Below are 25,717 nucleotides of genomic sequence, written 5' to 3' on the forward strand. Positions count from 1 at the left end.
CCCGCGGCGGCCGCCCTCGCACCACCCGCCACGCACTTCCACATGAGCAACCTGATCATCGGCCTGACCGGGGGCGTGGCTTCCGGCAAGAGCGAGCTGACCCGGCGCTTCGAGGCGCTGGGCGTGCACGTGGCCGATGCCGACGTGGTCGCGCGCGAGGTGGTGGAACCGGGGCAGCCGCCCCTGGCGGCGATCGTGCGCGAGTTCGGGCCCGGCGTGCTGCAGCCCGATGGGCGCCTGGACCGGCGCCAGCTGCGCGAGCGGATCTTCGCCGACCCGGCCGCGCGGCGGACGCTGGAAGCCATCACCCACCCCGCCATCCGCGCGGCTTTGGAAACCCAGTGCCGCCAGGCCCCGAGCCCCTATGCCATTGCCGCGATCCCGCTGCTGGCCGAAGCCGGCGGCCGCGTCGGCTATCCCTGGCTGGACCGGATCCTGGTGGTGGACGCCCCGGAAGCCGTCCAGCACGCCCGCCTCATGCGCCGCGACGGCGTGGACGAAGTCCTGGCCGGGCGGATGATCGCCGCCCAGGCCTCACGCCAGGAACGGCTGGCGCTGGCCGACGACCTGGTCGTCAACGACGGCGAGCCCTCGCACCTGGACGCGATGGTGGCCGAGCTGCACGCCCGCTACAGCGCCCTGGCCGGGGCGGCGTCCCGCGACCGCGACGGCGACCCGCTCAGGCCGTAACCGGCTCCCACAGCGCGCGGATCGCCGCGATTCCCTGCGCGCCCTGGCGCCGCGCCGCCTCGACGTCGTCCGGCCCCAGGCCGCCGATCGCGTAGATCGGCAGGCCCACGTGCTGGCGCAGTCCGGCGAATCCCTCCCAGCCGATCGGCGAGGCATCCGGATGGGTGGCGGTGGCGCGCACCGGGCCAAGCACGGCGAAATCGCAGCCCAGCGCCTGGGCCGCCCTCAGTTCTTCCTGCGTATGGCAGGACGCGCCCACCACCTGCCCCGCCGGCAGCGGCCGCTCGCCCAGCAGCCCCAGCTGCTCGCTGCCCAGGTGCACGCCGGTACCCAGCTCCCGGGCCAGGGCCACGTCGCGGTTGAGCAGCAGCTCGGCGCCGCTGCGCCGGCAACGCTCCAGGGCCACGGTGGCCAGCTCGCGCCAGGCCGCCGGTTCCAGGCCGGGGGCGCGCAGCTGGACCCGGGTGATCCCCGATTCCAGCGCCGCGTCCAGCGCCGCCAGCCACGCCGGCAGGTCGCCGCCCGGGGCGGGCGTGACCAGGTAAAGCTCCGGCTGGCGCAGCACGCCGACCACCGGCACGTCGGCCGAGGGCATGGAGTAGCGCGGCAGCCGTTCCGGCTCGACCCAGGTCATCGCCTGCCCTTCCCTGCCGCGCGGGGAACCTTTCCAGCGCGCGATCCGGAACACCTCCAGGCGCAGGTGCTTGCTCGGGTACTGCTGCGGCACCTCGATCAGGCGCTCGCCCACCTCGACCTCGATCCCAAGTTCCTCGACCAGTTCGCGCGCCAGGGCTTCCTGCGAAGTCTCGCCGGGCTCGCGCTTGCCGCCGGGGAATTCCCACAGGCCGGCCAGGTCGCTGTCCTTGCCGCGCTGGGTGAGCAGGATGCGGCCGCGGACGTCGGTGATGACGCCGGCCACGACGTGGATCGATCGCAACGGTGCTTCCATGGCCGAAGCTTAACCGGGACGGGGCGGGCTCCGATATCGCACGCCGCCGCCGGCGGAGGGCAAACGCGTGGCGCCGGTAACAGTTCCGGCACTCCGGGCCCGGGGCCGTGGCCGCCTGGCGCCACCCGGTCCGGAAACGCGAACGCCCCCTTGCGGGGGCGTCCGGGTTCCGGCGCGGAGGCCGGGATGCCTGCCCGGGCTCAGCCCAGCTGGCCGTGGCAGTGCTTGTACTTCTTGCCGCTGCCGCAGGGGCAGGGATCGTTGCGGCCGACCTTCGGCTCCTCGCGCACGACGGTGCCGCCGGCCTGGGCGCCGGCGAGCGCCGCGACCTCGTCCTCGGTGCCGTAGCCCTCCTCCCGGGCGTGCTGGAACTGGGCCTGGCGCAGCGCGGCCTCGGCCTGGGCGCGTTCCTGGGCCTCCAGCGCGGCGACCTCCTCCTCGCTGCGGATCCGCACCCGCGCCAGCAGGCTGATCACCTGGCGCTTGACGTTGTCCAGCATCTCCGAGAACAGCTCGAAGGCCTCGCGCTTGTACTCCTGCTTGGGCTGCTTCTGCGCGTAGCCGCGCAGGTGGATGCCCTGGCGCAGGTAGTCCATGCGCGCCAGGTGCTCCTTCCAGCCCTGGTCGAGCACGGTCAGCATGATGTGCTTCTCCAGCGCGCGCATGGTCTCGCTGCCCAGCTGGCGTTCCTTTTCCTCGAACAGGGCGGCCACCGCCTGTTGCACGTGGCGCTCGACGCCTTCCGCGTCCAGCTCCTCGCTGGACCTGGCCAGGCCCTGCAGGTCCATGCGCAGGCCCAGTTCGCCCTCCAGCGCGGCCTCCAGGCCGGGCAGGTCCCACTGCTCGTCCACCGACTCCGGCGGCACGAAGCGGGTCACCAGCTCGTTGACCACGTCGCCGAGGATGCCGTCGATGTTCTCCTTGACCGAGTCGGCCTCCAGCAGCTCGTCGCGCTGGGCGTAGATGACCTTGCGCTGGTCGTTGTTGACGTCGTCGAAGTCCAGCAGGTTCTTGCGGATGTCGAAGTTGTGGGCCTCGACCTTGCGCTGCGCCTTCTCGATCTGGCGGGTGACCAGGCGGTCCTCGATGACGTCGTCTTCCTTCATGCCCATCATGCGCATCGCCTTCTGCACCCAGTCGGAGGCGAAGATGCGCATGAGGTTGTCTTCCAGCGACAGGTAGAAGCGGGACGAACCCGGGTCGCCCTGGCGGCCGGAGCGGCCGCGCAGCTGGTTGTCGATGCGGCGGCTCTCGTGCCGCTCGGTGCCGATGATGTGCAGGCCGCCGGCGGCCTTGACCTGCTCGTGGCGCTTGCGCCAGTCGGTGCGGACCTTCTCCTTCTCTTCCTCGGACGCGTCCTCGCCCAGCGCCGCCAGTTCGGCTTCCAGCGAGCCGCCGAGCACGATGTCGGTGCCGCGGCCGGCCATGTTGGTGGCGATGGTCACCGCGCCGGGGCGGCCGGCGTGGGCCACGATCTGCGCCTCGCGCTCGTGCTGCTTGGCGTTGAGCACCTCGTGCGGGACGCCGGCCTTGCGCAGGTACTCCGAGAGCATCTCGGAGGTCTCGATCGAGGTGGTGCCGACCAGCACCGGCTGGCCGCGCTTGTGGCAGTCCTGGATGTCGGCCAGCACCGCGCGGAACTTGCCCTGGCGGTTGAGGAACACCTGGTCCGGGTGGTCGACGCGCTGCACCGGGCGGTGGGTCGGGATCACCACCACCTCCAGGCCGTAGATGCTCTGGAACTCGTAGGCCTCGGTGTCCGCCGTGCCGGTCATGCCGGACAGCTTGTTGTACATGCGGAACAGGTTCTGGAAGGTGATGCTGGCCAGCGTCTGGTTCTCGCGCTGGACCGGCACGCCTTCCTTCGCCTCCACGGCCTGGTGCAGGCCGTCGGACCAGCGGCGGCCGGCCAGGGTGCGGCCGGGGAATTCGTCCACGATCACCACCTCGCCATCGCGCACGATGTAGTCCACGTCGCGCTGGAACAGCGCGTGCGCGCGCAGGGCGGCGTTGAGGTGGTGCACCACGGAGAGGTTGTTGGCGCCGTACAGGCTGTCGCCCTCGGCGATGATCCCGGCGCGGCGCAGCAGCTCCTCGGCGTGCTCCATGCCCGCCTCGGACAGGTGCACCTGCTTGCCCTTCTCGTCGACCCAGTAGTCGCCCTCGGCGTCCTCGGTCTCCTGGCGCTTCAGCTGGGGCACGATGCGGTTGACCCGGATGTACAGCTCCGGTGATTCGTCGGCCGGGCCGGAGATGATCAGCGGGGTGCGCGCCTCGTCGATCAGGATCGAGTCGACCTCGTCGACGATGGCGTAGTGCAGGCCGCGCTGGAAGCGGTCCTGCTTCGACAGCGCCATGTTGTCGCGCAGGTAGTCGAAGCCGAACTCGTTGTTGGTGCCGTAGGTGATGTCGGCGGCGTAGGCGGCCTTCTTGTCAGAATGCGGCATGCCCGGGTAGACCACGCCGACCGACAGGCCCAGCCAGTTGTACAGGCGGCCCATCCAGGCCGCGTCGCGGCGGGCCAGGTAGTCGTTGACGGTGACCACGTGCACGCCCTTGCCTTCCAGGGCGTTGAGGTAGACCGGCAGGGTCGCCACCAGGGTCTTGCCCTCGCCGGTGCGCATCTCGGCGATCTTGCCCATGTGCAGGACCATGCCGCCGATCATCTGCACGTCGTAGTGGCGCATGCCCAGCACGCGGGAGCTGGCCTCGCGGCAGACGGCGAACGCCTCCGGCAGGATCTTGTCCAGCGGCTCGCCGTTGGCGATGCGCTGCTGGAACTCCGGGGTCTTGGCCTTCAGCTGATCGTCGGAGAGCTTCTGCATCTCCGGCTCCAGGGCGTTGATCCTGGCGACGATACGGTCCAGCTGGCGCAGGAGCCGTTCGTTACGGCTGCCGAAGACACGGGTGAGCAGTTTGTTGATCATCGAAAAGGCCAATTGGGAATGAACGCCGCGGGCGCCGGGGGCGCCGTGGCGCCGGAGCGGTGCCCCGGCCGGCGGCAATTGTTCATTGTAGCTTGGGACGCAGTTGGCCGAACTCAAGCGCCCGTTCGTCGGCCGGTGGCGCCGGCGGCGCAAACGAAAAGGCCCGCCCCCTGGGGCGGGCCTTGCGGGCGCGGGCCGGCTCAGCCGCGGCTGCGGCGCGCCACCGGGGCGCGGTTGTTGTCGCCCAGGAACTTGCGCGGGTTGACCACCCGGCCGTTTTCCCACACCTCGAAGTGCACGTGGGCGCCGGTCGAGCGGCCGGTGGAACCGGCCTTGGCCACTTCCTGCCCGGCGCGCACCAGGTCGCCGGCCTTCACCACCAGCCGCGAGTTGTGCGCGTAGCGGGTGACGTAGCCGTTGCCGTGGTCGATCTCCACGGTCTTGCCGTAGCCGTTGCGGGTGTCGGCGAAGCTGACCACGCCGTCGGCCACGGCCATGACCGGGTCGCCGACGTTGGCGTTGAAGTCGATGCCCTTGTGGAACTGGCCGCCGCGGCCGAACGGGTCGGCGCGCCGCCCGAAGCTGGAGGTGATGTAGCTGCGCCGCACCGGCGAGCGCGAGGGCACGGCGTTGGATTCCAGCTGCAGGTCGAACAGCAGCGATTCCATCACCGAGAGCTGACGCCCTGAGGCGGCAAACTGGCGCTCGACCTCGTCCAGCCCCTGCAGCAGTTCTTCCTTCGGCATGTCGCGCGCCACTTCCGCACCACCCTGGCCAGGCGTGCCCTGGAAGTCGAACTCGCCGTCCTCCAGCTGGCCGGCCTCGGTCAGGCGCTCGCCGAGGGCGTTGAGGCGGTTGGCCTGGGCCTGCAGCTCGCCCAGGCGCGCGGCCAGGGCATTGATTTCCTGCTGGGACTGGCGGCGGATCTGTTCCAGCTCCTGCTGCTGGCGCGCCAGTTCCGAATCGGGATGGGAGGCATTGGCGAGGCCGACCCCGGCACCGGCTCCAAACCCGGCCAGGCCGCCCACCGCCAGAAGGATGCCGGACATCAGGGCCGGGCGCTGCACGCCCCAGGCCTGGATACGGCCCCACAACCCGGCCTTATGGCCCGAAAGCGGGTTCCTTACGATCAGTTTGTAGCTCATGCTTTAGGTATGCCTGATTTGAAGACCAACGCCCGCAGGGCCACCACTCCGCTTCCCGCGGCCGAAGCCGCGCTGGCGGGCGAAACTGGCGCCTCCCTGCGTCGTGCCCTGTGGCTCGACGCGCTGGACCAGCAGTTGCGTCCCCTGCTGCCCCCCGGTGCGGCAGCCCACTGCAGGCTGGCCAACGTCTCCGGCGAACAGCTCGTTTTTGTCACCGATTCGCCGGTCTGGCGGGCGCGGCTGCGCCTGGCAGAAGCCCAGCTCCTCGATGCGGCCCGGTCCATCGGGCTGAACCCCACTGCAGTCATCCTCAAAACGACCACCGTGCCATTGCATGCGCCAGCGGCGCCCGCAACGTCCCCCTTGGTTTCAGCGACCGCCCTGAAAGCCGTGAGCGACGCATTGGCATCCTTGCGGGATCCCCTTCCGGGAGATCCCGACCGCTCCAAGGGTTGATCCCCATCCTCCCCGGAACCGTCCCCGCCAGATGGCGCGTTGGTAACGCAACCAACCAGAGGGTCGGGGCATCCTAGCCTCACATTCCGCTCACGTCGTTAGCACTTCGTTAAGAAGTCGTTATCAGCCGGGGCCAGCCCCGTCCGGGTTCACGCTTCGGCCATTTGCATGAAGATTGCATCAGGATGGTGCAAGGAGTCGCGCCGGGCGGCCTGCGACGCCCACGGGCACGCGCCAACCGCACAATGGCTTGCGCGGCAAGGGTTCCGGCGGGAATGGCGGCAGCCCGCGACGCGGCGGGCGGCGGCTCAGGCCAGGGCGGCGGTGCCGTAGGCCAGCGGTGCCTGTGCCCCGGCTTCCTCGAAGCTGACCTTTTCCCAGGCGCTGGCGTCGGCGAGCAGGGCGCGGGCCAGCTTGTTGTTGAGCGCGTGGCCGGACTTGTATCCCTCGTAGGCGCCCAGCACCGGGCCGCCGACCAGGTACAGGTCGCCAATCGCGTCGAGGATCTTGTGGCGGACGAACTCGTCGGCGTAGCGCAGCCCGTCCTCGTTCAGCACCCGGAACTCGTCCAGCACGATGGCGTTGTCCATCGAGCCGCCCAGGCCCAGGTTGAGGTCGCGCATGTATTCAAGGTCGCGCATGAAGCCGAAGGTGCGCGCGCGGGAGATCTCGCGGATGTAGGCCGCGGTGGAGAACTCAAGCACATGGTGCGACTGCTTGGCCGGGATCATCGGGTGGTCGAACTGGATGGTGAAGTCCAGCCGGAACCCGTCGTAGGGCGAGAACCGGGCCACCTTGTCGCCGTCGCGCACTTCCACTTCCTTGAGGATGCGGATGAAGCGCTTGGGTGCGTCCTGTTCCTCGATCCCGGCGGACTGCAGCAGGAACACGAACGGGCCGGAGGAGCCGTCCATGATCGGCAGCTCGGCCGAGGACAGCTCCACGATCATGTTGTCCACGCCCAGGCCGGCGGCCGCCGACATCAGGTGCTCGACGGTCTGGATCTTGGCCTCGCCGCAGGTCAGGCCGGTGCACAGCGTGGTCTCGGTGACCAGGCTGGCGGCCGCGGGCACCTCGACCACCGGGTCCAGGTCGGTGCGGCGGAACACGATGCCATGGTCGACCGGCGCCGGGCGCAGGGTCATGTAGACCTTGTTGCCGCTGTGCAGGCCGACGCCTGTGGCGCGGATCGTGTTCTTGAGGGTGCGCTGCCGGGTCATGGAATGGGAACTGCGACTTCGGGTGGTGGTCGCTTGGCGCGACGAGAATAGCATGCGACCGCATGAACCCCGGCCAGCGGGGCCGCGGGGAACCCGCATCGGCGCGGTTTTTCAGCGGTTTCCGGTATCCCCGGCGCCGCGGCCGCAAAACCTGCCGGGCCTTGCGGCCCGGCAGCAGTGAGGACACACGGCGCCCCGGCGATGCCACCACGCAGGTGGCACCGGGGCAAGCCCCGGCGGCGGACATGGCGTTCCGCCTTCGGGGGTATTGCTCAGTCGGCCTGGCGGCGCAGGAACGCCGGGATGTCCAGGTAGTCGCTGGGCAGCTCGGCGGCGGCCGGGGTGCTGGCCGGGGCGGCGGCACCGGCGGCGCTGCCGGAACGGCGCAGGCCCAACACGTTGACCGCGTTGGCGACCGGGTCGGCGTTGAAGCCGTCGTCGATCGGCAGGCCGGTGGTGCCGTCGCGGACCACGCGCATCGGGCGCGGCGCTTCCTGGCGCATGCCCAGGTCGCGGCCGCCGAATTCGCGCTCGCGCACCGGCTGGCGGGCGGCGGCGCGGTTCAGGCCGGTGGCGACCACGGTCACGCGGACCTCGTCCTGCATGTCCGGATCCAGCACGGTGCCGACCACGACGGTCGCGTCCTCGGAGGCGAAGGCCTCGATGGAGCGGCCGATCTCGTCGAACTCGGCCATGGTGAAGTCCGGGCCGGCGGTGATGTTGACCAGGATGCCGTTGGCGCCAGCCAGGTTGACGTCGTCCAGCAGCGGGTTCTGGATGGCGGCCTCGGCGGCGGCCTGGGCGCGGTCGTCGCCGCGGGCCGAGCCGGTGCCCATCATCGCCAGGCCCATCTCGGACATCACGGTGCGCACGTCGGCGAAGTCGACGTTGATCAGGCCCGGGCGCACGATCAGGTCGGCGATGCCCTGCACCGCGCCCTGCAGCACGTCGTTGGCGGCGCGGAAGGCCTGCACCATGGTGGCGTTGCGGCCGAGCACGGTGATCAGCTTCTCGTTGGGGATGGTGATCAGCGAGTCGCAGTGCTGGCTCAGTTCCTCGATGCCCTTGAGCGCCACCTGCATGCGGCGGCGGCCTTCGAACGGGAACGGCTTGGTGACCACGGCCACGGTCAGGATGCCCATCTCCTTGGCCAGCTGCGCCACCACCGGCGCGGCGCCGGTGCCGGTGCCGCCGCCCATGCCGGCGGTGATGAACACCATGTCCGCGCCTTCCAGCGCGGCGATGATCTGCTCGCGGTCCTCCAGCGCGGCCTGGCGGCCGACCTCCGGGTTGGCGCCCGCGCCCAGGCCCTTGGTGACGTTGCTGCCGAGCTGCAGCTGCAGCTTGGCGCCGCAGTTCTTGATCGCCTGCGAGTCGGTGTTGGCGATGATGAATTCAACGCCGTCGACGCTGCTGTTGACCATGTGCGCGACCGCGTTGCCGCCGCCGCCGCCGACGCCGATGACCTTGATCACCGCGTTTGGAGCCATCTTCTCGATCAGTTCAAAGCATGCCATGTCCGTTGTCCTCTAGTGGAGCCGTGATTGGTGATTCGGGATTCGTGGTTCGATGAATCCACCCTCGCCTTCTCCGGCGTTCTTCTTGGTTTTCTTGTCCGCGTGGTCGATCCGCATCCACCGAGCCGCCACGCCCGTTACTGCCAGTTACCTTCTGCCTTCCCTTCCGCTTTCCTGCCGTACTTCTTCCGCTCTGCTTCCAAACCAACAACCCGCGCTGTTACCAATCACGGATCACCAATCCCGGACCCCGGCCCTCAGAACTCCCCCCGGTACCAGTTGCGCAGCTTCTTCAGGAAGCTGCCGGCGCGGCCGCTGGGCAGCGAGGGACGCCGGGGGTGCTCGATCTGGCTGCCCATCAGCAGCAGGCCCACGCCGGTGGCGTGCACCGGGTTGCCCACCACCTCGCCCAGCCCGGAGACGTGCTGCGGGATGCCGATGCGCACCGGCATCTGCAGCATTTCCTCGGCCAGTTCGATCACGCCTTCCATCTTCGAAGCGCCGCCGGTCAGGACCATGCCGGCGCGCACCAGTTCCTCGAAGCCGGAGCGGCGCAGCTCGGCCTGGACCATCTCGAAGATTTCCTCGTAGCGACCCTGCACCGCCTGCGCCAGCGAGGCGCGCGGCATGCGCCGCGGCGGACGGTCGCCAACCGACGGCACCTGGATGCTTTCCTCGGCGGTGGCCAGCTGGGCCAGGGCGCAGCCGTAGCGCACCTTGATCTGCTCGGCCTCCGGGGTCGGGGTGCGCAGCATGTGCGCGATGTCGTTGGTGACGTGGTCGCCGGCGATCGGCAGCGAGGCGGTATGGCAGATCGCGCCCTGCACGAACACCGCGATGTCGGTGGTGCCGGCGCCCATGTCGACCAGGACCACGCCCAGCTCGCGCTCGTCGGCGGTCAGCACCGCCACCGAGGAGCCCAGCGAGGACAGGATCAGGTCGTCCACCTGCAGGCCGCAGCGCTGCACGCACTTGGTGATGTTCTGCGCCGCCGACTGCGCGCAGGTCACCAGGTGAGCGTGCACCTCCAGGCGCACGCCGGTCATGCCGACCGGGTTGCGGATGCCCTCCTGGGAGTCGTCCAGCACGTACTCGCGCGGGATCGCGTGCAGGATGCGCTGGTCGGCCGGGATCGCCACCGCCTTGGCCGCGTCGAGCACCCGGTCCAGGTCCTGCCAGGTCACCTCGCCCTCGCGGATCGGGACGATGCCCGGCGAGTTCTTGCACTGCACGTGGTTGCCGGAGATCGAGGCGTACACCGAGCGGATCTCGCAGCCGGCCATCAGCTCGGCCTCCTCGACCGCGCGCTGGATCGACTGCACGGTGGACTCGATGTCGACCACCACGCCGCGCTTGAGCCCGCGCGACTCGTGCGAGCCGATGCCGATCACCTCGATCGGGTTGCCCGGCGAATACTCGCCCACCAGCGCCACCACCTTGGAGGTGCCGATGTCGAGGCCGACGATGAGGGACTTGTCGCCTTTGCGGTTCATGTACTGCTCGCCTGTGCTGCCTGCGTCCGCGCGGCCAGGGCCCGCGGGAGCGCAGAAGGAGGATGGGAAGAGGTACGCGGCTGTCCCCACGCGAGGGTGAAGCCGTTGGTGTAGCGGAGGTCGGCGCGCTCCAGCGGGCGCGCCTGGCCGGCGAGCAGCTGCGGCAGCACACGGGCGAAGCGCTGCAGGCGCGCCTGCGCGTCGTCGCGGCCGACCAGCACCTCGGTGCCGTTGTCCAGCGCCAGCGACCAGCTGCCGCGCGCGTCCACCGCGACGTGGGTGACGTGGTAGCCCAGCGGCGCGAACAGCGACTGGCTCTGCGTATAGACCTCGACCACGTCCGCGGTGCGCGCGTCCGGGCCGTCCAGGTGCGGCAGGCGCGCATCGGCCAGGTCGGCCGGGCGCGGGAACAGGTGGCCGCGCTCGGAAAGCATGCGGTCCTCGCCCCAGTGCGCGAACGGCCGGTGCTCGACCACGCTCACCTCCAGCACGTCCGGCCACTGCTTGCTCACGTGGGCGCTCTCCACCCACGGCAGGCGTTCCACCGCCCGCTGCGCGTCCTCCAGCCGCACCGCGAAGTAGCCGGCGCGCGCGTACGGCGCCACCGCCGCGCGCAGCTGCTCGGCCTGCACCCGATCGAACTGCCCGGTCACGCGCAGCCGCGACAGCGGCCAGCGCTCGGCGCCGACCCAGCCGTTGAGCACGGCCACCACCGGCAGCGCGACCAGCGCTAGCGCCAGCAGCCAGGCGCAGATGCGCAGCAGGGCGTTCATGCGGAAGACCTCCGGTCTTCCGTGGGATTCGGGATTGGGGATTGGGGATTCGAAAAAGCAACAGCCACGCGAAGCCGGGCCGACAGACGGCCAGCACGGCGCGACGCCGCTTCCACGAATCCCCAATCCCGGATCACGAATCCCGGCTTTTTCATACCGTCTGCTCCAGGATCCGCCAGCACAGTTCCTCGAAGCCGATGCCCAGCTGGGCCGCGGCCTTGGGCACCAGCGAGTGGCTGGTCATGCCCGGTGCGGTGTTGACCTCCATCAGCATGAAGCGGCCGTCGGCGTGGCGCATGACGTCCACCCGGCCCCAGCCGCTGCAGCCGGCGGCGCGGAAGCCTTCCAGCGCCAGGGCGCGGATCTGCGCTTCCTCCCCGCCCTGCAGGCCGGGGCACAGGTACTGGGTGTCCTCGGCGATGTACTTGGCGTGGTAGTCGTACCAGCCGGAGGCCGGGACGATGCGGATGCTGGGCAGGGCCACCTCGCCGAGGATGCCCACGGTGTACTCGCCACCGGTCAGCATCTGCTCGGCCAGCAGCTCGCCCTCGTAGCCGGCGGCGAATTCCAGCGCCGGCGCCAGCTCATCCTCCGAGCGGATCGGGAACACGCCGACGCTGGAACCTTCGCAGGAAGGCTTCACGAACACCGGCAGGCCCAGCTCGCGCACCGCGGCGGCCAGGTCGCCGCCGGCGGGGATGCGCACGAAGCGTGCGGTCGGCAGGCCGGCGGCGATCCACAGCAGCTTGGTGCGGATCTTGTCCATGGTCAGCGCGCTGCCCAGCACGCCGGGGCCGGTGTACGGCACGCCCAGCCCCTGCAGCAGGCCCTGGACCACGCCGTTCTCGCCGTCGCCGCCGTGCAGGATGTTGAACACGCGGTCGAAGCGCTCCTGCGCCAGGGCCTCCACCAGCGCGGGGATGCCGTCCACCGGCTGCGCGTCGATCCCGCGGGCGCGCAGCGCCTCCAGCACGTTGCTGCCGGAATTCAGCGAGACCTCACGCTCGGAGCTGGTGCCGCCCATCAGCACGGCGACGCGGCCGAACACGGCCGGGTCGGCGAAGCGCGGCGGCGGCAGGGCGGTCGCGCTCATGCCTTGCCTCCCTTGCCGGTGAAGCCCTCGGCCGCCACCTGCTGGGCGATGTAGCCGATGTCGCCGGCGCCCATCATCAGTAGCAGGTCGCCGTCCTGGAGCACGTCCGGCAGGACCTCGCGCAGCTCGGCCGCGCGCCCCACCACCACCGGCTCGCTGCGGCCGCGGGCACGGATGGCGCGGGCCAGGGCGCGCGAATCGGCGCCGGGGATCGGCTGCTCGCCTGCCGGGTAGACCTCGCTGAGCACCAGCGCGTCGGCTTCCGACAGCACCGCGGCGAAGGCATCGAACTGGTCGCGGGTGCGGGTGTAGCGGTGCGGCTGGAACGCCACCACCAGGCGCTTGTCCGGCCAGCCGCCGCGCGCGGCGGCGAACACCGCGGCCAGTTCGCGCGGATGGTGGCCGTAGTCATCGACCACCCGCACCTTCGCCCCGGAGGCAGTGGTGACCTCGCCCAGGTCGTTGAAGCGGCGGCCGATGCCGGCGAACTTCTCCAGCGCCGCCGCGATCGCCTGCGGCGCCACGCCCAGCTGCCAGCCGACCGCGGCCGCGGCCAGCGCGTTGAGCACGTTGTGCCGGCCCGGCAGGGCCAGGCTCACCGGCACGCTCACGCCCTCCGGCAGGCGCAGGGTGAAGCGCATGCGCGCGCCTTCCTGGACGATGTCCTCGGCGCGCACGTCGGCATTCTCGGCGGTGCCGTAGGTCATCACGTGGCGCGGGGTTTCCGCGGCCAGGCTGGCCACTTCCGGATCGTCGATGCACAGCACCGCCAGGCCGTAGAACGGCAGGCGCTGCAGCAGCTCGGCGAAGGCCGAGCGCAGGCGCGCGAAGTCGCCGCCGTAGTTCTCCAGGTGGTCGGCGTCGATGTTGGTGATCACCGCGATCAGCGGGTTCAGGCGCAGGAAGCTGCCGTCGCTCTCGTCGGCCTCGGCCACCAGCCACTGGCCGCCGCCCAGCTTGGCGTTGGCGCCGGCCGCCAGCAGCTGGCCGCCGATCACGAAGGTCGGATCCAGCCCGCCTTCGCTCAGCACCGCCGCGGTCAGCGAGGTGGTGGTGGTCTTGCCGTGGGTGCCGGCGACGGCGATGCCACGGCGGAAGCGCATCAGTTCGGCCAGCATCGCCGCGCGCGGCACCACCGGGATGCGCTGGCTGCGCGCCTCCATCAGCTCGGGGTTGTCCTCGCGGATGGCGGAGGACACCACCACGCAGTCGGTGCCCAGTACGTTGGCGGCCGAGTGGCCGCGCACGATGCGCGCGCCCAGGCCGGCCAGGCGCCGGGTGGCGGCGTTCTCGGCGGCGTCCGAACCGGACACCTCGTAGCCCAGCGTCAGCATCACTTCGGCGATGCCGCTCATGCCGGTGCCGCCGATGCCGACGAAGTGCACGCGCGGGAACGCGCGCACCAGGTTGTCGGTGTCGTGGAGGCGGCGGATCATGCGGAAACTCCAGGGGATCGGGGGAAAGGAAGGGCCTCTTCGAGCACGATCCCGGCGATGTGCCGGGCGGCATCGGGACGGGCCAGGCCGCGCGCGGCCACGGCCATGGCCAGGCGGCGCTGCGGATCGGCGGCCAGCGCGCGCAGCGCCGACTCCAGGTTCGCGGCCAGGCCCTCGCCCTGCTTGAACAGCAGCGCGGCGCCGTGCTCGACCAGGTATTCGGCGTTGCGGGTCTGGTGGTCGTCCACCGCGGCGGCGAACGGCACCAGCACGCTGCCCACGCCGGCGGCGCACAGTTCGGCCAGGGTCGAGGCGCCGGCGCGGCACACCACCAGGTCGGCCCAGGCGTAGGCCGCGGCCATGTCGGCAATGAACGCCTCCACGCTGGCCTGCACGCCTGCGGCGGCGTAGGCCGCATGGGCCTCCTCGCGCAGGCGCTCGCCGCACTGGTGGCGCACCTCGATGGCCACGTCGGCCAGCGCCGCCAGCGCCACCGGCACCGCCTCGTTGAGCGCGCGCGCACCCTGGCTGCCGCCCAGCACCAGCAGGCGCAGCGGGCCGCTGCGGCCGGCCAGGCGCTGCTGCGGTTCCGGCAGCGCGGCGATCGCATCGCGCACCGGGTTGCCGACCACTTCCTCGCGCGCGAACGCGCCGGGGAAGCCGGACAGGGTGCGGCGCGCCAGGCGCGCCAGCACGCGGTTGGTCATGCCGGGCGCGCGGTTCTGTTCGTGCACCAGCAGCGGGATGCCGGCCAGGCGCGCGGCCAGGCCGCCGGGGCCGGAGGCGAAGCCGCCGAAGCCGATCACCGCGCGCGGCCGGCGCTGGCGCAGCACCGCGGACGCGGCGCGCACCGCACGCAGCAGGCGCAGCGGCGCGGCCAGCAGGGTGGCCCCGCCCTTGCCGCGCACGCCGGCCACCGGCAGGGTGTCGATCTGGATGCCGTGTTGCGGCACCAGGCGCGTCTCCATCGCGCCGGCTGCACCCAGCCAGGTCACCGGCACGCCCATGGCGCGCAGCTCATGGGCCACGGCCAGCGCCGGGAAGATGTGGCCGCCGGTGCCGCCAGCCATCAGCATGACCGGGCGCTCCTGCGCGGGAACATGCACGGCGCCGCTCATGCGAAGCCTCCGAAGGTCGGTTCCACGCGCGAGGTGCCGCGGCCGCCGGCCGGGGTGGCGCGCGGGGTGGTGCGCGGCGGCGCCGGGCGCGCGGCCAGCGGTGCGGAAGGCGTCGCCGGGGCGTCCGCGGCGGCCACCGGCACGATCGATTCCGGACGCAGGCGCGCCACCTGGCGCTCGGCGCGCTCCAGCTCGTAGGAGACGCGCAGCAGCAGGCCGATCGCCGCGCAGGTCATCATCACGCTGGAGCCGCCGGAGGAGATCAGCGGCAGGGTCAGGCCCTTGGTCGGCAGCAGGCCCAGGTTCACGCCGATCGAGACGAAGCTCTGCATGCCCAGCCACAGGCCGACGCCGAAGGCGATGTAGCCGGCGAAGTGGCGGCGCATCTCCACGCACTTCATGCCGATGTACAGGGCGCGGCCGACCAGCAGCACGTACAGGCCGATGACGCCGCACACGCCGACGAAGCCCAGCTCCTCGGCGATGACCGAGAAGATGAAGTCGGTATGCGCCTCCGGCAGGTAGTTGAGCTTCTGCACCGAGGCGCCCAGGCCCACGCCGAACCACTCGCCGCGGCCCACGGCCATCAGCGCGTTGGACAGCTGGTAGCCGGCGCCGAGCTGGTCCTGCCACGGATCCATGAACGAGGTGATGCGGCGCAGGCGGTACGGCTCGATGATCGCGATCGCCACCAGCGCCGGCAGCAGCACCAGGATGGGCGCGGACATGCGCGGCAGGTTGACCCCGCCCAGCACCAGCATGCCGGCGGTGATGCCCAGCAGCAGGGTGGCCGAGCCGAAGTCCGGCTGCGCCAACAGCATGCCGACCAGCAGCACCGCCACGCCCAGCGGCTTGAGCATCGCCGGCCAGGTGGCGTTGACCTCGTCGCGGAAGCGCACCAGGTAGCTGGCCAGCCACACGATGTAGATGACCTTCACCGCCTCGACCACCTGGAAGCGCGAGATGCCCAGGTTGATCCAGCGGCGCGCGCCGTTGACGCTCACGCCCAGCCCCGGCAGCCACGGCAGCAGCAGCAGCAGGAAGCAGCACAGCAGCAGCTGCTGGTTGTACTTCTCCACCAGCTTCAGCTCGGTGCGCATGGCCACCACCGCCAGCACCGCGCCGATCATCACGAACAGCACGTGCCTGACCAGGTAGTGGAACGGCCCCGCGCCCAGGTTCTCGGCGATGGCGATCGAGGCCGAGGCGACCATCACCACGCCCAGGCTGCCGAGCGCCAGCACGGCGAAGCACAGCCACGGGTCGTAGCGGCCGCCGATGGCCTCCAGCCGGGTCGCCTGGCGGGACAGGTCGTTCATCAGCGCACCTTCAACGTCGCCAGGCCGACCAGGACCAGCACCACCGAGATGATCCAGAAGCGCACGATCACGCGCGGCTCCGGCCAGCCCTTGAGCTCGAAGTGGTGGTGGATGGGCGCCATGCGGAACACGCGCTTGCCGGTGAGCTTGAAGCTGGCGACCTGGATCATCACCGACAGGGTCTCGATGACGAAGATGCCGCCCATCACCACCAGCACCAGTTCCTGGCGCACGATCACCGCGATGGTGCCGAGCACGGCGCCCAGCGCCAGCGCGCCGATGTCGCCCATGAACACCATCGCCGGGTAGGTGTTGAACCAGAGGAAGCCCAGGCCCGCGCCGGCGATCGCCGCGCAGATGATCACCAGCTCGCCCGCGCCCGGCACCTGCGGGATCTGCAGGTAGTTGGCGAACACGGCGTGGCCGGAGGCGTAGGCGAACACGCCCAGGCCCACGGCCACCAGCACGGTGGGCATGATCGCCAGGCCGTCCAGGCCGTCGGTCAGGTTGACCGCGTTGGAGAAGCCCACGATCCAGAAGTAGGCGATGGCCACGAACGAGATGCCCACCAGCGGCAGCGCGATCGACTTGAACAGCGGCACGTAGAAGGTGGTGGCCGCCGGCACGTCGGCATACAGGTACAGGTAAAGGCCGGCGGCCAGGCCGAAGACCGACTGCAGCAGGTACTTCCAGCGCGACTTCAGGCCGTTGGGATCGCGCTTGACGATCTTGATCCAGTCGTCGTACCAGCCGATCGCGCCGAAGGCCAGCATCACCAGCAGCACGGTCCACACGTACTTGTTGCGCAGGTCGCCCCACAGCAGGACCGACAGCATCACCGTGATCAGGATCAGGGCGCCGCCCATGGTCGGGGTGCCGGCCTTGGAGAAGTGCGACTGCGGGCCGTCCTTGCGGATCGGCTGGCCGCCCTTGAGCTGGCCGAGCTTGCGGATCACCGCCGGGCCCAGCCACAGCGACAGGAACAGCGCCGTCAGCGCAGCGAGGATGCCGCGGAAGGTCAGATAGGCGAACAGCCCGAAGAAGTTCTCCAGGCCCTGCAGCCAGCGCGCCAGTTCAAGCAGCATGCGTAGCGTCTCCCTGCGCCAGCAGCGCGTTCACGATCCGGTCCATCGCGCTGCCGCGCGACCCTTTCACCAGCACCCGCAGGCGCCGTCCTTCGGCGCCGGCCGCATCCGCCGGCGCGCGTGCCGCCAGGTCCGCGGCGATGGCCGCCGCAAGCGCCTGGTGGCTGTCGAAATGGCGGCCTTCCGCGCCGAAGGCACGCGCGGCATGGGCGCTCAGTTCGCCCAGCGCATACAGCCGGGCGACGCCGGCCTGGCGCGCGCGCAGGCCGGCGTCGGCATGCAGCGCCGCGGCCTCCGGGCCCAGCTCGCGCATGTCCCCCAGCACCAGCCAGGCCTCGTCGCCGCTGGCGGCCAGGGCGTCGATCGCCGCGGCCACCGAGCCGGGGTTGGCGTTGTAGCTGTCGTCCACCAGCACCACCCCGCCCGCCAGGCCATGCGCGACCTGGCGGCCGGCCACCGGCCGCGCCTGCGCCAGGCCCTCGGCGATCGCCGCCAGCGGCACGCCGCAGGCCAGGCCGATCGCGGCGGCGGCCAGCGCGTTGCGCACGTTGTGGCGGCCCGGCAGCGCCAGCTCGATCGCGGCCTCGCCCTGTGGCGTGGCCAGCACGAAGCGGCTGCCCTCCGCGCCCACCTGGACCTCGCGCGCGGTCACCTCGGCGCTGGCGTCCAGGCCGAAGCGCAGCAGGCGGCGGCCGGTTTCGGCGGCGCGCACCACCTGCTGCTCGAACCAGGCACCGAAGGCATCGTCGGCGTTGACCACCGCGGTGCCGCCGGCCGGCAGCGCGGCGTAGATCGCGCCCTTGGTGGTGGCCACGCCCAGCAGGTCGCCCATCCGCTCCAGGTGGGCCGGGGCGATGTTGTTGACCACGGACACGTCCGGGCGGGCGATGTCGGTCAGGTAGGCGATGTCGCCCGGCTTGCCGGCGCCCATCTCGTAGATGGCGAAGTCGGCGTCCTCCGGGGCGTCGATCACCGCCAGCGGCAGGCCGATCTCGTTGTTGCGGTTGCCCGGGTTGGCGTAGGCGTGGCCGGCCTGCCGGAGCACCGACAGCACCAGGGTCTTCACGCTGGTCTTGCCGTTGCTGCCGGTGATGGCCACCACCGTCGCGTCGCGGCCGCGCTGCATGCCGGCTGCGATCCGCGCCAGCGCAAGCTCGCTGTTCTCGACCAGCACCTGCGGTGCATCAACGTCCAGCAGGCGTTCGACCAGCAGCGCGACCGCGCCGCGCGCCAGGGCGTCGGCGGCGAAGTCGTGGCCGTCGAAGCGCTCGCCGCGCAGGGCCAGGTACAGGCTGCCGGGCTGCAGCGCGCGGGTGTCGTGGACGATGGCGTCGACGGCCGCGTCCGGGCCGTGCAGCTCGCCGCCGGCCCAGTGCGCGAGCAGGGAAAGCAGGGTGCGCTTCATGCCTGCACCTCCGCCGCGCTCCACGCGTCCAGGGCGGCGCGCGCCACCTCGGTATCGTCAAAGGGATGCCGCACGCCGGCGATCTCCTGGTAAGGCTCGTGCCCCTTGCCGGCGACCAGGACCACGTCCTGTGCGCCGGCCCGGGCGATGGCGCGGGCGATGGCCTGCGCGCGGTCGCGCTCCACCTGCACCGCTTCGGGCGCGGCGAAGCCGGCCATGATCCCGGCGACGATCGCGTCGCCATCCTCGCCGCGCGGGTTGTCGTCGGTGACGATGACCTGGTCGGCGTACCGTTCGGCGATGCGCGCCATCATCGGGCGCTTGCCGCGGTCGCGCTCGCCGCCGCAGCCGAACACGCAGGCCAGCCGCGCGCCGGCATGCGCGCGCAGGCTGGACAGCGCCTGCTCCAGCGCGTCGGGGGTGTGGGCGTAGTCGATCACCACCAGCGGGCGCACGCCGTCGCCGCCGAGGCGGTTCATGCGCCCGGCCACCGGCTGCAGCCGCGACAGGACCGCGGCCACGCCCGCCGCGCCGTCGCCCAGCGCGTGCAGCACGCCGCCCACCGCCAGCAGGTTGTCGACGTTGAACCTGCCCAGCAGCGGCGACCGCACCGGGTACGCCTCGTGGCCGTCGTACAGTTCGAAGCCGATGCCGCGCGCGTCGAACTGCAGCGCGCGCGCCTGCAGGCTCGCATCCTCGCGGCCGCGCGAACTGACCCCGACCACGCGCACCCCGGCCGGAAGCCGCGCGGCCAGCGCCCGCGCGTAGTCGTCGTCCAGGTTCAGCACCGCGGCCTTGAGCCCCTCGCGGAAGAACAGCTTCGACTTGGCCGCGCCGTAGCTGGCCATGTCGCCGTGGTAGTCGAGGTGGTCGCGGGTGAGGTTGGTGAACACCGCCACGTCGTAGTGCACGCCGTCCACCCGGCCCTGGTCCAGGGCATGCGAGCTGACCTCCATCGCCACCGCCTCGGCGCCGGCGTCGCGCAGCTCGCCCAGCAGGGCGTGCATGTCCAGCACCAGCGGCGTGGTGAAGCCGGTCGGTCGCACCTGCCCGTGCAGGCCGGCGCCCAGGGTGCCGATGCTGCCGGCGCGCAGGCCGCGCTGGTGCCAGGCCTGGGCCAGCAGCTGCACGGTGGACGTCTTGCCGTTGGTGCCGGTGACCCCGACCATGGCCATCGCGTGCGAGGGATGGCCGTGGAACAGGTCGGCCATCGCGCCCAGGCGCGAGCGCAGGCCCGGCACCGGGATCGCGTCCTCCGGCGCGGGGGATTCGGCCGGGGCCGGCGGTTCGAACAGGATCGCCGCGGCGCCCGCCTCGCGCGCCTGCGCGGCGAAGGCCAGGCCGTGGGTGCCGAAGCCGGCGATCGCCACGAAGGCATCGCCCGGGCGTACCTTGCGGCTGTCCATCACCAGCCCGGAAACGGCGATGTCGCGCGGCAGCGCGACGTCGGGCAGCAGGCGCGACAGGAGCATGGAGCGGCTCATGGCAGCCCCCCGGTGCCGGACATCGCCGGTGGCAGGGTCGGGTCCTCGGCGCCCGGGTCGTCGATCGCCTCCGGCAGCGGCGGCAGCGCCGCCTGGCGCTTGGCCTCGCCCTTGGCCTGCGCCGCCAGCCAGGTCTCGATGTCGTCCGGCGGCACGTCCATCACCCGCAGCGCGTCTTCCATCACCGCGCGGAACACGGGGCCGGAGACCAGGCCGGCGTAGTAGGAGCCGGCCTGCGGGTCGTTGATCACGACCACGGTGGCGAAGCGCGGGTTGGACGCCGGAACCAGTCCGGCGAAGGTGGTGGTGTAGCGGCGCGAATAGCCGCCGGCGGCGGCCTGGCGCGCGGTGCCGGTCTTGCCGGCGACGTGGTAGCCGAGGATCGCGGCCTGGGTGGCGGTGCCGCCCGGCTCGGTCACGGTCTGCATCATGCGCACGACCTGGTCGGCGATTTCCGGCGGCACCACCTGGCGCGGCTCGTTGATCTGGCCCTTGACGAAGGTCGGGGTGATCAGGCGGCCGTGGTTGCCCAGCGCGGCATAGGCCTGCGCGATCTGCAGCGGCGTGACCGACAGGCCATAGCCGTAGGACATGGTGGCCTTGGTCAGGCCGTCCCAGCGCGCCGGCGGGCGCAGCACGCCGGCGGCCTCGCCCGGGAAGCCGCTGCGCGGCGGGCTGCCGAAGCCGAAGCCGCGCACGAAGTCGTAGAAGTACTGGTCGCTCAGCTGCTGCGACAGCATCACCGCGCCCAGGTTCGAGCTCTTGGTGATGATGCCGGTGACGTCCAGCACGCCGTAGTTGCGGTGGTCGCGGATGGTGAAGCGGCCCAGGCCCATGTAGCCGGGGCTGGTGTCGAACTTGGTGCCCGGATGCACCTTGCCGGCGGCCAGCGCCGCGGCCGCGGTGATCGGCTTCATGGTCGAGCCCGGCTCGATCAGGTCGGTGACCACGCGGTTGCGGCGGCTGTCCGGGTTGCCGGTGACCGCGTTGGGGTTGTAGCTGGGCAGGTTGACCATCGCCAGCACTTCGCCGGTGGCCACGTCCAGCACCACCGCCGAGCCGCTGGCGGCCTTGTGCTGGTCCAGCGCGTGGCGCAGCTCGCGGTAGGCGAGGAACTGGATGCGGCGGTCGATGCTCAGCACCAGGTCCTTGCCCGGCTCGGCCGGGCGCACCAGGTCGATGTTCTCGACGATGCGGCCGTGGCGGTCGCGGATCACGCGCTTGGCGCCGGGCTTGCCGCGCAGCCATTCGTCGAACGCCAGCTCCAGGCCTTCCTGGCCGCGGTCGTCGATGTTGGTGAAGCCCAGCACGTGGGCCATCGCCTCGCCCTGCGGGTAGAAGCGGCGGAACTCGCGCTGCGAAGCCACGCCCGGGATGTTGTGGGCGAGGATCGCCTTGGCCTGGTCCGGGTTGATCCGGCGCTTGAGGTAGACGAACTCCTTGTCCGCGCGCTGGGACAGGCGCGTGGTCAGCTGGTCCAGCGGCACGTCCAAGGCCTTGGCCAGCTCCGGCAGGCGCTCGGGGTAGCGCAGCAGCTCCTGCGGGTTGGCCCAGATCGACTCCACCGGGGTGGACACCGCCAGCGGCTCGCCGTTGCGGTCGGTGATCATGCCGCGCGAGGTCGGGATCGGGATCTCGCGCACGAAGCGCGCCTCGCCCTGGCGCTGGTAGAACTCCGCGTCCACCAGCTGCACCCAGGCCGCACGGCCGACCAGCGCCACCGAGCACAGGCCCAGGGCGACGCCGACCAGCAGCATCCGGCCCCGCAGGTTGAACGGGGCGCGGTTGCGGTTGCGGACCGGGCGGCGCTCGCTCATGGGCGCACCACCACGATGTCCTCGGCCTCGGGGAACTTCATGCCCAGGCGCTCGCGCGCGACCTGGTCGATGCGGTTGGCCTGGGCCCAGGTCGCCTGCTCCAGCTGCAGGCGGCCGAATTCGATGTTGAGCTCGTCGCGCTGCCGCTCCAGCCGGGTCAGCTCGACGAACAGCTGGCGGTGGCGGTAGCGCTCGTAGACCACGGCGATGCCGGTGGCGACCGTGGCCAGCAGCAGGATGGCGACCAGGAAGCGGGTCATGCCGCGCGCCTCCCCTGCCCGTCCAGCTTCTCGGCCACGCGCAGCACCGCGCTGCGCGCGCGCACGTTCACCTGCAGCTCTTCCTCGCCGGCGCGGATCGCGCCGCCCAGGGCGGCCAGCGCCGGCACGAACGCCTGCGCCTCCGGCAGCCGGCGGTTGGCCGGCGGGGCCTTGGCATGGCGGGCGATGAACTGCTTGACCATGCGGTCTTCCAGCGAGTGGAAGCTGATCACCGCCAGCCGCCCGCCCGGGCGCAGCGCGGCCAGGGCCGCGTCCAGCCCGGCCTCCAGGTCGGCCAGCTCGCGGTTGATGTGGATGCGGATGGCCTGGAAGCTGCGGGTCGCCGGGTGGCTCCTGTCCTTGCCGCGCGGCACCACGCCGGCGATCAGGTTCGCCAGCTGCGCGGTGCGGGTGATCGGCTCCTGCGCGCGCGCGGCCACGATCGCACGGGCGATGCGCCGGCTCTGCTTCTCCTCGCCATAGGTCCACAGGACCTCGGCGATCTCGCGCTCGTCGGCGCGCGCCAGCCACTCGGCAGCACTCTCGCCCGAGTCGGGGTCCATGCGCATGTCCAGCGGGCCGTCCTTGCCGAAGGAAAAGCCGCGCTCGGCCACGTCCAGCTGCGGCGAGGACACGCCCAGGTCCAGCAGGATGCCGTCCAGCTCGCGCGCCTCGTCCCACTGCGCCATGCCGGCGAAGCTGCCGCGGCGGATCGACACGCGCGGATCGCCACCGAAGCCGGCCTCGGCCACCGCGATCGCTTCGGGATCCTTGTCCATCAGCAGCAGGCGGCCTCCCGGACCGAGTCGCTCCAGCACGCCGCGCGCATGGCCGCCGCGACCGAAGGTGCCGTCCAGGTAGCGGCCATCGGGCAACACGCGCAGGCCCTCCAGTACCTCGGCGAACAGCACCGGCAGATGTGCCGCCGGCGCCGACGGGTCCGCAGGGTGGCCGGGCTGCGCAGTCCGCATCCGGTCCCCCGCCATCACAACCTCAGGTCGAGCATGTGCTCGCTCAGGTCCTCGTCGGACAGGGTCCGCTGGATCTGGGCGTGGTGTGCCTGCTCGCTCCACAGTTCGAACTTGTCGCCCATGCCCAGCAGTACCGCCTTCTTCTCGATGCCGACCGCCGCGCGGTGGCTGGCGGGAATGGAAATGCGGCCATTGCCGTCCAGCTCCACCGGGGTGGCGGCGCCGACCAGCTTCAGCTGCAGCTGGCGGTGCGCGGCACGGGTGCTGGGCAGCTTGTTGACCTCGTCACGCACCCGCTCCCACTCCTTGTACGGGTACAGGTAGAGCGAGCCGGCCTCGAACGGGTTGTAGGTGATCACCAGGCGGTTGCCGCACTCGCGCGCGACCAGGTCACGGTAGGCCGTGGGAATGGCCACCCGTCCCTTGTCGTCCACTGTGATGGCGGTCTCGCCTTGGAACACTTCGCTACCCGCATCGGCTGCTGGGGCTATCCACGGAAAACCACGAAACTCCCGGTTTTCCCACTGGCGCCCACCTTAGCACCGCCAACAGGGTTGTCAACAGGCTGTGGAGCGCGAAATCGCCTGTCGCGTCAATGGCTTTCGAAGATGTTCACAGACAAGTTCAAAGGGTTTCCACAAGTCGCTGTTTAGTCTCAAATTTTGAGATTGGGCGGTTTGCGGGACCTGTTAAGGCCGCGTGGAGCCCTGATGGCCGGCCGGCATACGCCCCGGTGCGGAAACCGGGCAATTTGCGCGAATTGCGCAAGGCAGGCATCCCAGGCGATGGGATGCCTGCTCCGCGGGACGGAAAGGTAGGGGGCATCAGACATGGCCCCGCCCCCGGACAGGAGGCGGGGCGGGATGGGGGCGGAGCCGGCCGATAAGCCGGGTTCTGTCGTGGACAGTCATTCCTCTAGGCGCCGCGTCACCGCGACGCTCAAGCAACCTACCCGGAGACACCGCGGGCCACGGCATCGTCTCCCTATTTGGTCTTGCTCCCGGTGGGGTTTGCCGTGCCGGCCTGTTGCCAGGCTCGCGGTGCGCTCTTACCGCACCGTTTCACCCTTGCCTGATCCCTTCGCCCTTGCGGGCTCCGGGCCATCGGCGGTCTGCTCTCTGTTGCACTTTCCGTCGGCTCGCGCCGCCCAGGCGTTACCTGGCACCGTGCCCTGTGGAGCCCGGACTTTCCTCGGCATGCTTGCGCATGACGCGACTGTCTGGCCGACTCCGCGGGGACGTATTCTACGGCTTCGCCGTACGAATACCCCACGCTTTGCTGAAGCAAAGCGCGGGCCCCGCGAATCTTCACCTCCAATCCCCCGCCGCTGCCGCGGCGGCCCCCTTACCAAGGGGGCCTGGGGCGAACGGAGCGGTGGCAAGGAGGGGCGTACATGCATATGTGTACCCGGCCGGGGGGCGTGCAGCGGGGTAACCCGGTTCCGGAGCGCCGCGGCTCCGCCCGGAGCCGGCGACTTGCGGCCGCTCCTCCAGCCCTGCACGCAGCCGCGGCTTACTCCCCGGGGCCGGCGCCGTAGAGCGCCTTGCGCGGTGCGCCGGTGATCTCCGCGGCCAGCTTGGCCGCGGTCGATGGCGGCAGCTGCCTGGCCAGGATGGCGTGGACGCGGCGACCTTCGGCCAGCCTGGCGTCGGCATCCTCGCCCACGCCCTGCACCACCAGCACGAACTCGCCCTTGCGCTGGTCCGGATCGTCCTGCACCCGCCGGTGCAGCTCGGCCAGGGTGCCGTCGAGCACGGTCTCGAACAGCTTGGTCAGTTCCCGCGCCAGCACCGCCGGACGCTCCTCGCCGAAAGCCTGGCGCAGGTCGGCCAGCGACTCCTCGATCCGGTGCGAGGACTCGTAGAACACCAGGGTGCGCGGCTCCCCGGCCAGCGCCGCCAGGCGCTCGCGGCGGGCGCTGGCCTTGGCCGGCAGGAAGCCCTCGAAGGCGAAGCGGTCGCTGGGCAGCCCGGCCACGCTCAGCGCGGCAATCAGCGCCGAGGGCCCTGGCACCGGACTGACCTTCACCCCGGCCCCGCGCGCGCGGCGCGCACCAGGCGGAAGCCCGGATCGCTGACCAGCGGCGTGCCGGCATCGCTGACCAGGGCCAGCGACTCGCCGGCCAGCAGCCGCGCCACCAGGCGCTCGGCCATCTGCTGCTCGTTGTGCTCGTGCAGCGCGACCAGCGGCGTGGAAATGCCGAAGTGCGCCAGCAGCTGGCCGCTGCGGCGGGTGTCCTCGGCGCAGATCGCCGCCACCTCGCGCAGCACCTGCTGCGCCCGCGGCGAAAGATCGCCGAGGTTGCCGATGGGTGTGGCGACGACATGCAGGGTGGCGGCGGGCATCACGGGTCCGGGCAGCGGGGGAAAGGTAGAATCCTAAGCCCTTTCCGAACCGCCTCCGGCCCAACGGATGGATATGCCGATTCCCGCGACGTCGAAGTCCCCGTCCTTCCGCCCGCGCCTGCTCGCCACCGGCCTGGCCGCGCTGCTGGCCGCCGGTTGCGCCAGCGTCCCGGCCACCACCTCCGCGCCGGAGCATGCCGCGGCCCTCGCCCTG

The 25,717-nt window shown here is 71.4% G+C and carries 20 protein-coding genes, 1 other RNA gene and 1 pseudogene; 2 read left to right on the forward strand and 20 right to left on the reverse strand.

Annotation, left to right across the window (positions count from 1 at the left end; all coding sequences use genetic code 11):
• Positions 1-42 precede the first annotated feature (42 nt).
• Positions 43-690, forward strand: a complete 648-nt coding sequence (coaE, locus tag B351_RS0108185) for a dephospho-CoA kinase (protein ID WP_019398553.1) — start codon at positions 43-45, stop codon at positions 688-690.
• Here coaE and B351_RS0108190 read toward each other — a convergent pair.
• The 3 genes from B351_RS0108190 to B351_RS0108200 form a co-directional block, all read right to left on the reverse strand.
• A complete protein-coding gene (locus tag B351_RS0108190) occupies positions 680-1,639 on the reverse strand; it encodes a Nudix family hydrolase (RefSeq protein ID WP_026010508.1) in 960 nt (319 codons plus the stop codon). The two genes, coaE and B351_RS0108190, sit on opposite strands and share 11 nt — an antisense overlap.
• 200 nt (positions 1,640-1,839) lie before the next feature.
• Positions 1,840-4,566 (reverse strand): preprotein translocase subunit SecA, encoded by a 2,727-nt coding sequence (gene secA / locus B351_RS0108195; protein WP_019398555.1) that lies wholly within the window; start codon positions 4,564-4,566, stop codon positions 1,840-1,842.
• Between the two features lie 200 nt (positions 4,567-4,766).
• Positions 4,767-5,711 carry a M23 family metallopeptidase gene (locus B351_RS0108200; RefSeq protein ID WP_026010509.1) on the reverse strand — a complete coding sequence of 315 codons (945 nt, stop codon included), beginning with the start codon at positions 5,709-5,711 and terminating at the stop codon, positions 4,767-4,769.
• 9 nt (positions 5,712-5,720) lie between these two features.
• Here B351_RS0108200 and B351_RS17310 point away from each other — a divergent pair, with 9 nt between their 5' ends.
• On the forward strand, positions 5,721-6,167 hold the full coding sequence (locus B351_RS17310) for a DUF721 domain-containing protein (RefSeq protein ID WP_083852422.1): 447 nt from the start codon (positions 5,721-5,723) through the stop codon (positions 6,165-6,167).
• Positions 6,168-6,475: 308 nt separating this feature from the next.
• Here B351_RS17310 and lpxC read toward each other — a convergent pair whose 3' ends face one another.
• The 17 genes and pseudogenes from lpxC to rsmI all read right to left on the reverse strand — a co-directional run bounded on the left by lpxC (position 6,476) and on the right by rsmI (position 25,503).
• Positions 6,476-7,387: a UDP-3-O-acyl-N-acetylglucosamine deacetylase gene (gene lpxC / locus B351_RS0108205; RefSeq protein WP_019398557.1), complete on the reverse strand. Its 912-nt coding sequence runs from the start codon at positions 7,385-7,387 to the stop codon at positions 6,476-6,478.
• 272 nt (positions 7,388-7,659) lie between these two features.
• Complete coding sequence (gene ftsZ / locus B351_RS0108210) at positions 7,660-8,904, reverse strand: cell division protein FtsZ (RefSeq protein ID WP_019398558.1); 1,245 nt, start codon at positions 8,902-8,904, stop codon at positions 7,660-7,662.
• Between the two features lie 257 nt (positions 8,905-9,161).
• Entirely contained in the window at positions 9,162-10,397 is a 1,236-nt protein-coding gene (gene ftsA / locus B351_RS0108215) for a cell division protein FtsA (protein ID WP_019398559.1), read from the reverse strand.
• Positions 10,394-11,170: a cell division protein FtsQ/DivIB gene (locus B351_RS0108220; RefSeq protein ID WP_019398560.1), complete on the reverse strand. Its 777-nt coding sequence runs from the start codon at positions 11,168-11,170 to the stop codon at positions 10,394-10,396. Before B351_RS0108220 ends, ftsA begins: the two co-directional genes overlap by 4 nt.
• A gap of 151 nt (positions 11,171-11,321) precedes the next feature.
• Complete coding sequence (locus B351_RS0108225; protein WP_019398561.1) at positions 11,322-12,263, reverse strand: D-alanine--D-alanine ligase; 942 nt, start codon at positions 12,261-12,263, stop codon at positions 11,322-11,324.
• The gene (gene murC, locus B351_RS0108230) at positions 12,260-13,699 is read right to left on the reverse strand and encodes a UDP-N-acetylmuramate--L-alanine ligase (protein ID WP_019398562.1); all 1,440 of its coding nucleotides are present in this window, start codon (positions 13,697-13,699) and stop codon (positions 12,260-12,262) included. Before murC ends, B351_RS0108225 begins: the two co-directional genes overlap by 4 nt.
• Positions 13,696-14,817: an undecaprenyldiphospho-muramoylpentapeptide beta-N-acetylglucosaminyltransferase gene (gene murG, locus B351_RS0108235; RefSeq protein WP_019398563.1), complete on the reverse strand. Its 1,122-nt coding sequence runs from the start codon at positions 14,815-14,817 to the stop codon at positions 13,696-13,698. The genes murC and murG overlap by 4 nt, the downstream gene beginning before the upstream one ends.
• Positions 14,814-16,136: a putative lipid II flippase FtsW gene (gene ftsW, locus B351_RS0108240; protein WP_019398564.1), complete on the reverse strand. Its 1,323-nt coding sequence runs from the start codon at positions 16,134-16,136 to the stop codon at positions 14,814-14,816. Before ftsW ends, murG begins: the two co-directional genes overlap by 4 nt.
• Positions 16,136-17,221: a phospho-N-acetylmuramoyl-pentapeptide-transferase gene (gene mraY / locus B351_RS0108245; RefSeq protein WP_019398565.1), complete on the reverse strand. Its 1,086-nt coding sequence runs from the start codon at positions 17,219-17,221 to the stop codon at positions 16,136-16,138. The genes ftsW and mraY overlap by 1 nt, the downstream gene beginning before the upstream one ends.
• The gene (murF, locus tag B351_RS0108250; RefSeq protein WP_019398566.1) at positions 17,211-18,626 is read right to left on the reverse strand and encodes a UDP-N-acetylmuramoyl-tripeptide--D-alanyl-D-alanine ligase; all 1,416 of its coding nucleotides are present in this window, start codon (positions 18,624-18,626) and stop codon (positions 17,211-17,213) included. The genes mraY and murF overlap by 11 nt, the downstream gene beginning before the upstream one ends.
• Positions 18,623-20,110, reverse strand: a complete 1,488-nt coding sequence (locus B351_RS0108255) for a UDP-N-acetylmuramoyl-L-alanyl-D-glutamate--2,6-diaminopimelate ligase (RefSeq protein WP_026010510.1) — start codon at positions 20,108-20,110, stop codon at positions 18,623-18,625. Before B351_RS0108255 ends, murF begins: the two co-directional genes overlap by 4 nt.
• A complete protein-coding gene (locus B351_RS0108260; RefSeq protein WP_019398568.1) occupies positions 20,107-21,927 on the reverse strand; it encodes a penicillin-binding protein 2 in 1,821 nt (606 codons plus the stop codon). Before B351_RS0108260 ends, B351_RS0108255 begins: the two co-directional genes overlap by 4 nt.
• On the reverse strand, positions 21,924-22,187 hold the full coding sequence (ftsL, locus tag B351_RS0108265) for a cell division protein FtsL (protein ID WP_019398569.1): 264 nt from the start codon (positions 22,185-22,187) through the stop codon (positions 21,924-21,926). Before ftsL ends, B351_RS0108260 begins: the two co-directional genes overlap by 4 nt.
• On the reverse strand, positions 22,184-23,158 hold the full coding sequence (gene rsmH / locus B351_RS16500) for a 16S rRNA (cytosine(1402)-N(4))-methyltransferase RsmH (RefSeq protein WP_019398570.1): 975 nt from the start codon (positions 23,156-23,158) through the stop codon (positions 22,184-22,186). Before rsmH ends, ftsL begins: the two co-directional genes overlap by 4 nt.
• Before the next feature lie 14 nt (positions 23,159-23,172).
• The gene (mraZ, locus tag B351_RS0108275) at positions 23,173-23,619 is read right to left on the reverse strand and encodes a division/cell wall cluster transcriptional repressor MraZ (RefSeq protein WP_019398571.1); all 447 of its coding nucleotides are present in this window, start codon (positions 23,617-23,619) and stop codon (positions 23,173-23,175) included.
• Positions 23,620-24,025: 406 nt separating this feature from the next.
• Positions 24,026-24,389, reverse strand: an RNA gene (rnpB, locus tag B351_RS17090) — RNase P RNA component class A.
• A gap of 281 nt (positions 24,390-24,670) precedes the next feature.
• Positions 24,671-25,503 (reverse strand): annotated as a pseudogene (gene rsmI, locus B351_RS16505) (16S rRNA (cytidine(1402)-2'-O)-methyltransferase).
• Positions 25,504-25,717 lie beyond the last annotated feature (214 nt).

This window comes from Pseudoxanthomonas sp. GW2, from assembly GCF_000283075.1.
GTDB lineage: Bacteria > Pseudomonadota > Gammaproteobacteria > Xanthomonadales > Xanthomonadaceae > Pseudoxanthomonas.